At 65.8% G+C, this 11,090-nt stretch carries 9 protein-coding genes (1 of these 9 only partly in view); 5 read left to right on the top strand and 4 right to left on the bottom strand.

Annotation, left to right across the window (positions count from 1 at the left end; genetic code table 11):
- Together ETR14_RS09530 and ETR14_RS09525 are read right to left on the bottom strand one after the other, a co-directional pair.
- Window positions 1–347: the 5' portion of a UxaA family hydrolase gene (locus ETR14_RS09530; RefSeq protein WP_129384392.1), read on the bottom strand. The gene continues 7 nt to the left of window position 1, outside the view; only the first 347 of its 354 coding nucleotides appear in the window; its start codon is at window positions 345–347; its stop codon lies off the left edge, out of view.
- Between the two features lie 31 nt (window positions 348–378).
- Window positions 379–1,920 carry a tryptophan halogenase family protein gene (locus ETR14_RS09525; protein ID WP_129384391.1) on the bottom strand — a complete coding sequence of 514 codons (1,542 nt, stop codon included), beginning with the start codon at window positions 1,918–1,920 and terminating at the stop codon, window positions 379–381.
- Window positions 1,921–2,073: 153 nt separating this feature from the next.
- Between ETR14_RS09525 and ETR14_RS09520 the strand changes: the two genes are divergently transcribed.
- The 3 genes from ETR14_RS09520 (at window position 2,074) to ETR14_RS09510 (ending at window position 7,103) form a co-directional block, all read left to right on the top strand.
- Window positions 2,074–4,854 carry a TonB-dependent receptor gene (locus ETR14_RS09520; protein ID WP_129384390.1) on the top strand — a complete coding sequence of 927 codons (2,781 nt, stop codon included), beginning with the start codon at window positions 2,074–2,076 and terminating at the stop codon, window positions 4,852–4,854.
- A 121-nt stretch (window positions 4,855–4,975) separates the two neighbouring features.
- Window positions 4,976–5,779 (top strand): IclR family transcriptional regulator, encoded by an 804-nt coding sequence (locus tag ETR14_RS09515; RefSeq protein ID WP_129384389.1) that lies wholly within the window; start codon window positions 4,976–4,978, stop codon window positions 5,777–5,779.
- Window positions 5,780–6,038: 259 nt separating this feature from the next.
- Window positions 6,039–7,103, top strand: a complete 1,065-nt coding sequence (locus ETR14_RS09510) for a LacI family DNA-binding transcriptional regulator (protein ID WP_129384388.1) — start codon at window positions 6,039–6,041, stop codon at window positions 7,101–7,103.
- Between the two features lie 4 nt (window positions 7,104–7,107).
- On the opposite strand, the gene ETR14_RS09505 is transcribed toward ETR14_RS09510, so the two are convergent.
- Window positions 7,108–7,548, bottom strand: a complete 441-nt coding sequence (locus ETR14_RS09505; protein ID WP_129384387.1) for a group III truncated hemoglobin — start codon at window positions 7,546–7,548, stop codon at window positions 7,108–7,110.
- A 142-nt stretch (window positions 7,549–7,690) separates the two neighbouring features.
- Between ETR14_RS09505 and ETR14_RS09500 the strand changes: the two genes are divergently transcribed.
- Complete coding sequence (locus tag ETR14_RS09500) at window positions 7,691–8,917, top strand: NAD(P)/FAD-dependent oxidoreductase (protein WP_129384386.1); 1,227 nt, start codon at window positions 7,691–7,693, stop codon at window positions 8,915–8,917.
- Here the strand turns inward: ETR14_RS09500 and ETR14_RS09495 are convergent.
- Window positions 8,914–9,789: an arginase family protein gene (locus tag ETR14_RS09495; protein ID WP_206186008.1), complete on the bottom strand. Its 876-nt coding sequence runs from the start codon at window positions 9,787–9,789 to the stop codon at window positions 8,914–8,916. The genes ETR14_RS09500 and ETR14_RS09495 overlap by 4 nt on opposite strands.
- A gap of 31 nt (window positions 9,790–9,820) precedes the next feature.
- Between ETR14_RS09495 and hutI the strand changes: the two genes are divergently transcribed.
- Window positions 9,821–11,041 (top strand): imidazolonepropionase, encoded by a 1,221-nt coding sequence (gene hutI / locus ETR14_RS09490; RefSeq protein ID WP_129384384.1) that lies wholly within the window; start codon window positions 9,821–9,823, stop codon window positions 11,039–11,041.
- Window positions 11,042–11,090: the final 49 nt, after the last annotated feature.

The raw sequence follows: 11,090 nt of genomic DNA, 5'->3' as shown, positions 1-11,090 counted from the left end.
CCTCCGCTGCCCGACCCGACCGTCTTGCGCGAGTGGGTCGGGATGTAGTCGCTGTCGAGATTGTGCAGGTGAATCCACTCGCCCGCTGCGATCGGACGATTGGCCGAGCCAACCGGTGCGCCGTATTTCAAGACCTTGTCGCCGGCGGCGAGCGCGTGGCGCGCGACCTTGTGGCCGACGGGTATCGCAACCTGGGCGGCATGGAGGCGGCCGTCGATCAGGAACTGGTCGCCGGCCGCGATCGGGCGGGTGCAGACGAGAACGTTGTCGCCTTCGTCGAGCAGCAGCAATCGCGGGGAGGGATTGGCATCGGGTCCGGGCGAGTTCGCCCCATCTGGCTTCGTCATGGCATTGCGCTCGATCATTGTGCGGCCTGGGTCAACCGACCATGGTCGCTGCCGTGCCGGATGCCTTCGGCCCGGCATAAGCGCAATGATCGGCGATGAACTGACTGTGGCGCGGCATCGCATCGGCCCCTCGTGCGATCACCGCCCGCAAGCCGGAGAGTTTAGACCGGAGAACCTGCTCGGGCATCGCGTCGGCGAGCGGGTCATAGCGGGTGGGGCGAAGCCCCTGGCCTTCCAGCACGGCAAGCCAGCTCGACTCGGCAAACAGCTCGTCCGAGGCGCGGAAGATGCGTCCGCGGCTGGCAAACACTTCCAGCTTCGCCTTCAGCGTGCCGGGTATCTCCATTGTCCGCACGTGGTTCCACAGAGCCGAGTCGTCGCGGCGGGTGGCATGGTAATGGAGGATCAGAAAGTCCCGGATACGCTCCCAATCCTCTCGGAAGCTCCGATTGTAGAAATCGATGTCGGCTTCGGCGAAGCCCCGATCGGGAAACAGATTGAACAGTTTCGAGAGTCCCGCCTGGACGAGGTGGATGCTGGTCGATTCGAGCGGCTCCATGAACCCTGCGGCGAGGCCGAGCGCCAGGACGTTGCGGTTCCAGAATTTGCGCCGCATCCCGGTGGTGAAGCGCAGCGGCCTCGGGTCGCCGAGCGGCGCGCCATCGAGGCCGGCGAGCAGCGCGGCGGCCGCTTCGTCGTCCGACAGGCAGCGGCTGCTGTAGACATAGCCGTTGCCGGTGCGATGCTGCAGCGGGATCCGCCATTGCCAGCCGCCGGCCTGTGCCGTCGACCGGGTGTACGGGGGAGGCGGCCCCGCACGTTCGCTCGGCACCGCCACCGCCCGGTCGCAGGGCAGCCAATGCGACCAATCCTCGTAGCCGGTCCCGAGCGCGCCTTCGATCAGAAGGCCGCGAAAGCCTGAGCAGTCGATGAAGAAGTCCGCCGCGAGACGCTCGCCGCCGTCGAGCAGGACCGACGCGACATTTCCATTCCCGGCCAGCGCGACATCCGTGATCCGGCGCGCGTGCCGCACCACCCCGCGGGCCTCGGCCTGCCGCCGCAGATACTCCGCATAGAGACCCGCGTCGAAATGGAAGGCGTAAGCGATGTTGGACAGCACGTTGCGTGGGTTCGGTTCGGGACGCTGAAACTTGCCGCGCCGGGCGGCCATGATCGGCAGCGAGTAATCGCCGATGTCTCCGGCGGCCGCCGGATCCAGCGCACGCAGGCGCCGCCAATAATGGTGGAAATCGAGCGTGCCGATGTCGCCGCCGTAGCGGCCGAACGGGTGCATGTAGCGCTCGCCGATCGCTCCCCAATTCTCGAATTCGATGCCGAGCTTGAAGGTCGCTCGGGTCTCCCGGACGAACTCGTCTTCGTCGAGCCCGAGCAACTGGTTCATCTGGATGATCGGCGGGATGGTCGCTTCGCCGACGCCGATCGTGCCGATCTCCGGCGATTCGACCAGAGTGATGGATGTTGGGCTGTTCTCGAGCTGCTTCGACAAGGCCGCGGCCGCCATCCACCCGGCGGTTCCGCCGCCGACGACGATGATGCTGCGAATGGGATCCATGACCCTTCCCCTCCCGCGCCCGTGTCGAGCGTCCCCACAGGCGTAGCAGAAAAGAATTTGAAAGTCGCTTTCATACTTGATAGCTTCTTTCATCAGTGACGGGTGAAGCCCGCAGGAGGCGCCTGAGAGTGCCGACATAGGGAGAGGAAGCGCATGAGGGGTTCCCTTAGATTCGCTGTGTTGCGGTCCGGAGTCTCGGTCTTGGGGCTCGGCGTCGCCGGTGTGTTCGCGGTCCCTGCCTCCGCGCAGACTCAGCCTGCACCCGACCTCGCCAGCGATCCGAACCAGAGCCAGCCGCCGGTTGCCCCCGAGGCGAGCGAGGCGGAGGAGGACATCGTCGTCACCGGCCTCCGGGCCAGCATCTCGTCCGCGCAGGCGATCAAGATCAACTCGGACCAGTTCGTCGATTCGATCACCGCCGTCGATATCGGCGCACTTCCGGACCGGAACGTCGCCGAGGCGCTTCAGCGTATCTCGGGCATCCAGATCACCCGCAATCGCGGCGAGGGCTCGGGCATCGCCATTCGCGGTCTGACCCAGGTCCGCACCGAGGTGAATGGGCGGGACAGCTTCGGAGCAAGCGGCGGCCGGGCGCTCGGCTTCGAAGACGTGCCCTCCGAACTGCTCGCCGGCGTCGATGTCTACAAGAATCCGTCCGCCGAAATGATCGAGGGGGCGATCGGCGGTCTCGTCAATCTCCGCACGCGGATGCCTTTCGACCAGAAGGGGTATCTGGTCGCGGGATCGGTGGGCGTGAACAATTACAGCCTCAGCGACAGCTGGAAGTTCAATGGATCGCTTCTCGCCAGCAATCGCTGGGATACGGGCATCGGTGAAATCGGCGTGCTGCTGAACTTTTCCTGGTTTCAGGGCAATTACCGCTCAGACGAAATCGTCGTCGAACCCTATGTCGACACCACCAACCTGCCGGCAGGCCTCTCCGGCCCCCGCTCGGTACCCGACGGTGCGGGTTTCGCGACCTTCTTCGGTGATCGCGATCGTCAGGGACTGTACGGCGCGATTCAATGGGCGCCGTCGACCAATCTCGAATTCTATGCCCAGGTCTTCCAGACCAATTACTATCAGGAAGCCTCGAACCTCAGCCACTTCGTCACGCGCGGTACCGACGTCAACGGCGTCAACGGCCTTACCCCGCTGCCCGGTTTCGCGTTCGACGACGACGGCACCTTCGTCGCCGGCGGCTATGACGGCATCACGACCGCGAGCAACAATCAGGTCGCCTTCACCCACAACAAGACCACGGACTGGGCGGGCGGCGTCAAGTGGCAGGCGAGCGATCGCCTGCACCTCAGCGCCGACCTGCAATATATCAAATCGACCTCGGTCAACCGCAGCTACTCGGCCTTTGGGCAGCGGGACGCCGGCAGCTATTTCATCGATCTCGCCGGCAAGACACCGCGCGTCACCTTCGGCCCGGCGGGGGCGGAAGACCCGCGCAACTTCTACATCAACGCGGTCATGGACCATCTCGAGGACAGCGACGCCGATCAGAAGACCGCGCGCGCCGATCTCGAATGGGATTTCGATGACGAAAGCGCGCTCAGGGCGTTCACCGCCGGAGTCCGCTACACCGATCGATCGGCCGTCAACCGCTCGACGCCCTACAATTGGACCTTCCTGTCGGCACCGTGGGCGGGCAATGCGGTGCCGTTCAGCGATTATGCGATCGCGAATCCGTTCACGGACAATTTCTTCGGCGGCAAATCGGATGTGCAGACGGTGCCGTCGCTGGATTTCGACCGCTTATTCTATCCGCAGACGCTCTACGACGAGCTTTATCAGCGCGCGTCCGGCACCGGACGTCCGCTGATCGACTATACCGGCAACGACATCAACACCCAGAGCGAGAAGACCTACGCCGGCTATGCGATGCTCCGCTTCGGCCACGACGACGCGCTCAGCGGAAATGTCGGCGTACGGGTCGTCCGGACCGAGAACCGGGCGACCGGCCAGACGAGGCTCAGCTATCGGACGACCCCGACCGGGTCCGACATCATCGTGCAAAGCCCGATCGACATCTCGCAAAGCTACACGAAGGCGCTTCCGAGCCTCAATCTCAGATACAGGCTGAGACCCGATCTCCAGCTCCGCGCCGCTGCCTCGAAGGGCCTGTCGCGCCCGCCCTTTTACGATCTGCGGGCGATCTTCAACCTGTCCGAAAACTACGTGACGGCGAATCCCGGAGATCCGCCGTCCTTTCGGGACCGCACCGGCACAGGCGGCAATCCGGCGTTGAAGCCGCTGACCGTGAACCAGGCGGACGCGGCCATTGAATATTTCCCGAACAGCAGCAGCTTGCTGTTCGGAACCGTCTTCTACAAGCAGCTGAGAAACTTCCTCACCACATCGGTCTACCCGTTCGAGGCCGAGGTGCCCGGCGCCGGTGTCCAGACCTTCACCGTCACCTCGCTTGTCAACGGCACCAAGGGGACTGCCAAAGGCTTCGAGATCGGCGGCAACACCTTCTTCAACTTCCTGCCCGCGCCGTTCGATGGGCTTGGGGTTCAGGCGAACGTCACCTATGTCGACAGCTCGGCGCCCGGCGCAGTCGGCACCCTGCCGAACGGCACCAGGGTTCCGACCACTCTGCCCGGGCTGTCGAAGTGGAGCTACAATCTCGTCGGCCTGTACGAGAAGGGCGGGCTTCGCTTCCGTGCCGCCTACAATTGGCGCGACGATTATCTCGACACGATCACCGGCAATGGCACCGGCGCGATCCCGATCTACTACAAGGCCTATGGGCAGATCGACGCCTCCTTGTCCTACGACGTGACGCCGAACATCAGCCTGGTGCTCGACGTCGTCAATCTCCGCAACGCGCGCAAGATCCAGTATCAGAACATCCCCGAGCACCCGCGCGAATATCAACTCGACGACCGCCGGATCGGCTTCAGCATTCGCATCAGAAGCTAGTTCGCCGCGAGCCATGAGCCTCCCCTGACGCGCGCCTCGGCGCGCGTTCTTTTTTGGCGCAAGTGCTTCTCCCCGGATTGGTCTGCTTGCGCGCTTGCCGCCGCCCCGATAGCGTTTTGGCATGGCCGAGGCGGATCACCAGCAAGGCGGCGCGCGACCGTCCGCGACCCGCTATTCCGCGCCGGCGCTGGAGAAGGGTTTCGACGTCGTCGAGCTCCTCGCCGGCGAACCCTCGGGGCTGACGATCAGCGAGATCGCTGCTCGCCTTGGACTGACGATCAGCCAGATCTTCCGGATGATCGTGGTGATGGAACGGCGGGGATGGCTGTTCAAGGATGCTCAATCCGATCGCTACCGGGTGAGCTACAAGGTGCTCGAGCTGGCCTATCGTGCCACCCCGGCGCAGCAGCTCGCCCACGTCGCCACGCCCGTCATGCACGCGCTCGCCGAGGCGGCGGAGCAATCCTGCCACCTCGTCGTCCAGCATGGCGATCGGGCGATGATCTTGCTCCGCCAGGAGAATCCCGGCGCGATCGGCCTGTCCGTTCGGCTTGGCACCCTAGTCGACCTGGTCGCCAGCAGCTCGGGCCACGTCCTGCTCGCATTTTCGGCACCCGAAGCGCTGGAAGCGACCCTCTCCAGGTGCCGCTTCCCACCGCATCTCGGCGAAGAGGCCTTGCGCGACGTACTGGCACGGGTGCGGATGCGCGGCTTCGAGACGATGGCCAGCGCCAAGGCCGCCGGCGTTCGCGATATCTCCTATCCGGTATTCGGTTTCGACGGCGGCGTGGTGGCGGCTTTGACGGTGCCCTTTCTCGAATTCATCGATGGCTCGCAGGCGGTCGACTTCGACGCGGTTCAGCATCTCATCGCGGGCAGCGCGCAACGCATTTCCGAAGCGCTCGGGTGGGTCGACGCCAGATAGACACCGCGCACTGGCGGCAGAGGCAGGTTATCTGCGTTTTCGTTGCCGGATCGAAATGTTCATGGGGCAACGGTCCGAACCGCATGTCCCGGTTTGCCTCGGCCGACTGCGATCTCCCATCTTGCCGACAGCGCGTCCGGCCGTCACTCTCCGGACGCCGGCCAGGTTACGTGCCGGCGATTCCTTGCGGCGGTTGGACGGCGCTCCTGCAGGGCGCTATCCGAGAGGCCGACCCTCGAGCCTAGGTTGAAGACGCCAAGTGGAACAGGATTTCGCACGCCGCCCGAAGGGCGCGGCGACCATTCACGACGTTGCCCGGCGCGCGGGCGTCTCGTCGATGACCGTTTCGCGGGTTATCAACGGCGAGAAAAGCGTGCGGCCGGCCACGCGGGAGAAGGTCGACGCGGCCATCCGCGCATTGAACTTCCTGCCCAATCCGGCCGCGCGGACGCTGGCCGGCGGCGGTGTCGTTCGGATCGGCCTCCTGTGCAGCATCCCCAACGCCGCCTATCTCAGCGAATTCCTGGTCGGGGCACTCGAACGCTGCGGTCAGGTCAATGCCCAGCTGATCGTCAAGCGCTACATGCCGGGAGAGGATCTCGAGGCGGCCGCCGACATGCTGATCGGCGCCCGGCTTGACGGCGCGATTCTGCCGCCGCCGGTCAGCGATGCCGAACCCCTGGTCGCGCGTCTGCGCGCCGCCAACATCGCACTGATCGCAACCGGATCGATGCGCCCCTCGAACAGCCTTGCCTCGATCGGCATCGACGATTTCGCCGCCGCGGAAGCGATGACCGGTCATCTGATCACGCTGGGGCATCGTCGGATCGGCTTCATCACCGGGCGGGCCGAGCATGCCTCCAGCAGCCTGCGGCTCGACGGCTACCGCAAGGCGATGGCGGACGCCGGGTTGCGCGTCGATGATGCAATGATCGCCGGGGGCACCTTCACCTACCATAGCGGCCTCGATGCGGCGGAACGCCTGCTCACCATCGATCCGCAACCGACCGCGATCTTTGCCAGCAACGACGACATGGCGGCCGCGGCGGTCGCGGTCGCGCACCGGCGCGGCCTCGACGTACCCGCCGATCTCTCCGTCTGCGGCTTCGACGATACGCCACTGGCGACGACGATCTGGCCGGAGCTCACCACCATTCGTCAGCCGGTTTCGACCATGTCCGAGGAAGCGGTGATGATGCTTACCGACCTCATCCGCGACCAGCGCGACGGCAGGGCGCAGGAGCCGCCGCACCGCTTGCTCGATTTCGAGCTGATCCGGCGCCAGTCGGACTCGGCACCGAAGCACCGGCCACCGAGCCGCTAGAGGCTCAGGCCGCCTCGTCGGGGCTCCAGCGCGCCGGAGCTGCCGCGGCCTGCTCGGCGCGAAGCAGTGCCGCGCGATCGCTGTGAAACATTATCCCCATCAACAAACTCTCGGCGATTCGATCGGCTTTCTCGGCGAAAACGGCGGCGGGACCCTCGGCGAACAGTTCGGCGGTGGTAGCCCGCCAGATCGCCAGCCAGCGATCGAAGGAGGCGCGCGAAATGCGGGCACCATGCTTGACGTGGGCCGGCATCGGCCGTCCTTTGTAGCGGCCGGTGCCGAGCATCACCGAGGACCAGAAGGCCTGGAGCTTCTCGAGATGGTGCGGCCAGTCGCCGATCGCTTCGTTGAACACCGGGCCGATCAGCGCGTCCTGCCGAACCTTGCCGTAGAATGTCTCGATCAGCGCTGCGATCGCCTCTTCCGTTACACGCTCATGCTTCACGGCCCGAACCACTCCAAGGATGTTCTGGCCACCGATGTGGCGCGCTGCGCGATTTCCGCATTCCGGAAAACTACTTACTCGCGAGCGCGGCTCGAACAAGGTGGCGATTGGCTTCGCGTCCGCGCACGGGTAAGGAATTGCTATGACTCACTACGACATCCTCATCGTCGGCTCCGGCCATGCCGGTGCGCAATCCGCGATCCAGCTTCGCCAGCTGGGCTTCGAGGGCACCATCGCGATGGTCGGCGATGAGCCCGAACTCCCTTACGAGAGGCCACCGCTCTCCAAGGATTACCTGGCGGGTGAAAAGCCGTTCGAGAGATTGTTGATCCGCCCGGCGGCTTTCTGGGCCGAGCGCGAGATCGTGCTGCACCCCGGCACCCGGATCGTCGCGGTGGATCCTTCCGCCCGGACGGTCCGCACCGCGGCCGGCGCGACCTTTTCCTATGGCAGCCTGATCTGGGCGACGGGCGGTACTCCGCGTCGGCTTTCCTGCGCGGGGGGCGATCTCGCCGGCGTCCACGTCGTCCGCTGCCGCGCTGAGGTCGACGCAATTCGCGCCGAGCTCGAAGGCGTGCGCAGGGTCGTGGTGATCGGCGGCGGCTATATCGGACTGGAGAGCGCGGCAGTGCTGCGCAAGCTCGGCAAGGATGTAGTGCTGATCGAAGCGCTCGACCGGCTACTGGCAAGGGTCGCCGGACCCGAGATTTCGCACTTCTACGAGGCGGAGCACCGGGGCCAAGGGGTCGATATCCGGTTAGGCGCTGCCGTGCTGAGCATCGACGGGCAAAGCGGGCGAGTCCGGGGAGTCGTGCTCCAATCGGGCGAGACGGTGGCGGCCGACATGGTGATCGTCGGTATCGGCATCGAGGCGGCGGTGGCGCCGCTTCTCGCCGCGGGTGCCGAGGGCGCGAACGGGGTCGATGTCGATTCCTTGTGTCGAACCAGCCTGCCCGATATCTATGCGATCGGCGATTGCGCTGCGCACGAGAACGGCTTCGCCGGTGGCCTTCGGATCCGGCTCGAATCGGTGCAGAACGCCCATGATCAGGCGGCCGTCGCCGCCAAGGCGATCCTCGGCCAGCCGGAGCCCTATTCGTCGGTGCCGTGGTTCTGGTCCAACCAATATGATCTGAAGCTGCAGACGGTCGGCCTGTCGATCGGCTACGACCAGGCGATCGTTCGGGGAAGCCCGGCCGAACGCAGCTTCTCGCTCCTGTATCTGCTGGAAGGGCGCGTGATCGCGCTCGACTGCGTCAACACGGTCCGGGATTATGTTCAGGGCCGCAAGCTGATCCTCGATCGCGCCATCATCGATCCCGCACGGCTTGCCGACGCGACCGTGCCGCTGAAGGAGATGCTCGCTTAACGATCCCGGTGCGAAAAGCCCGCGAGGATCTCGCAAACCCAACGTCCCGCGGTCAAAGCGGTGATGTCGCCGACGTCCAGGCTCGGATCGAATTCGGTGAGATCGACCAGGGAGATGCGCGGCTGCGCCCCCAGCCAGCGCGCGGCCTCGAAGAACATCCGCACCGGCATACCCCCAGGCCGCGCCCCCGGTGCCCCCGGGCACTGGCCGCGATCGATCACGTCGATGTCGAAATCGACCATGATCGAGTCCGTATGATCGAGCCGTGCGAGCGCCTCTGCGAGCACCGCACCGATGCCGCGGTCCAGGCAATCGGTGATGGTGTAGACGCCGATCCCGGCTTCCTCCGCATCCTGGTGCATCTTGGCGGTATTGGCGAACGGCGCCAGGCCGACCTGGCAGATGTTGCGCCCCGGCAGCCCATCTTCGAGCAAGGCGCGGATCGGATTGCCGTTGAGCAGGCCCTGATCGGTCTCCCGCAGATCGAAATGCGCGTCGAGGGTGATCAGGCCGACCTTGTCGAGCGGCACGCCCAGGGCGTGGGCGGCCGGCCGCGTCACCGCATTGTTGCCGCCGATCAGAAGGGTAAGTCGGTGTTGCGCCACCGCCGCCGCGGCCGCGTTGCGGATCGGCTCGTAGCCGTCGGCCGGCAGCAGGCCCTGAACCGGCACGTCACCGAGATCGGCGAGCGCCAGCCCGAGCTCCGCACGGCTCTCGACATCGTAGGTGCTGAATCGCTTGAGCGTCCGCCGAACGGCCGCGGGTGCGAGATCGCAGCGCCCCGGAGTCACCGAGCCCGCCTCCATCGGCGCACCGAGCAGCGCCACTTCGCCTGTGAGCGCGATCAGATCGGCAATCGAATTCCATGCCATGCTTTGACCCATACACGCCCTTGCGCCATGAATGCGAGCCATGTGGGACAGGCTGCTGACCAACTGCAACATAGCCACGATGGACCCGGCGGTGCCCGGTGCCTTCGGCGCGATCGAGGACGGCGCGATCGGCATCCAGGACGGCCGAATCGTCAGGGTCGGACGACGCATCGATCTCGCCGGCTACCGCGCCGGGCGCGTGGAAACGCTTGGCGGCGCATGGGTGACACCGGGCCTGATCGACTGCCACACCCACCTGGTCTTCGGCGGCGATCGCGCCGGCGAGTTCGAGCAGCGCCTGAACGGCGCGAGCTATGAGGATATCGCCCGCGCCGGCGGCGGCATCCTCTCGTCCGTAAAGGCAACCCGGCTCGCCAGCCTCGACCAGCTCGTCGAGTCGGCACGGCCGCGGCTGCACGCGCTGATGCGCGGCGGCGTTACCACGGTGGAGATCAAATCCGGCTACGGGCTCGATACCCCGACCGAGATCAAGATGCTCGAGGCCGCGAAGCAACTCGGCGAGAGCGAGGCGGTCAGGGTCGTACCGACCCTGCTCGCGCTGCACGCACTGCCGCCCGAGCATCGTGACAGCCGCGACGCCTATGTCGAGCTTGCGATCGAGGACATGATCCCTGCCGTCGCCGAAGCCGGGCTCGCGGTCGCGGTTGATGCGTTCTGCGAGGGGATCGGATTCACTCCGGACGAGGTACGATCCTTGTTCGAGGCCGCCGACGCGCATGGCCTTCGGGTCAAGCTCCACGCCGAGCAGCTCAGCAACCTTTCCGGCGCGGCGCTGGCCGCGGAACATGGCGCTCTCTCGGCCGATCATCTCGAACATGCGGACGAGGCGGGCGTCGCCGCCATGGCGGCTGCCGGCATGGTCGCGGTGCTGCTCCCCGGTGCGTTCTACGCCCTTGCCGAGACTCGCAGGCCGCCAGTCGATCTGCTGCGCAAGCATGAAGTGCCGATGGCGATCGCGACCGATCTGAACCCGGGGACGTCGCCGATGCTGTCGCCGACCCTGATGCTGTCGATGGCATGCACCCTGTTTCGGCTCACGCCCGAAGAAGCGTTGGTCGGCATGACCCGCCATGCCGCGAAAGCGCTGGCGCTCGATCACGAGGTGGGCATGATCGCGCCCGGCCTTGCCGCCGATCTGTGCATATGGCGGATCGGGAGGCCGGCCGAGCTTTGTTACTGGGTGGGGCATCCCGGGCCAGAGCGCCGCATCGTCGCCGGAGAGGATGCCTGAGCGCGGCTTGTCGAAGCGGCTGCCAGCTTCTACCGCGCGAAGCGAGCGG

Source organism: Sphingosinicella sp. BN140058 (assembly GCF_004135585.1).
Lineage (GTDB): Bacteria > Pseudomonadota > Alphaproteobacteria > Sphingomonadales > Sphingomonadaceae > Allosphingosinicella.
The sequence above is the reverse complement of the archived record's forward strand: the minus strand, read 5'-3'. Positions and strand labels throughout refer to the sequence as shown.

Bases quoted from the DNA above. Each gene is read 5' to 3' on its own strand.
- hutI (WP_129384384.1), top strand. From the start codon at position 9,821: ATGCGAGCCATGTGGGACAGGCTGCTGACCAACTGCAACATAGCCACG.
- ETR14_RS09515 (WP_129384389.1), top strand. From the start codon at position 4,976: ATGGCCGAGGCGGATCACCAGCAAGGCGGCGCGCGACCGTCCGCGACC.
- ETR14_RS09495 (WP_206186008.1), bottom strand. From the start codon at position 9,789: ATGGCATGGAATTCGATTGCCGATCTGATCGCGCTCACAGGCGAAGTG.
- ETR14_RS09525 (WP_129384391.1), bottom strand. From the start codon at position 1,920: ATGGATCCCATTCGCAGCATCATCGTCGTCGGCGGCGGAACCGCCGGG.
- ETR14_RS09520 (WP_129384390.1), top strand. From the start codon at position 2,074: ATGAGGGGTTCCCTTAGATTCGCTGTGTTGCGGTCCGGAGTCTCGGTC.
- ETR14_RS09500 (WP_129384386.1), top strand. From the start codon at position 7,691: ATGACTCACTACGACATCCTCATCGTCGGCTCCGGCCATGCCGGTGCG.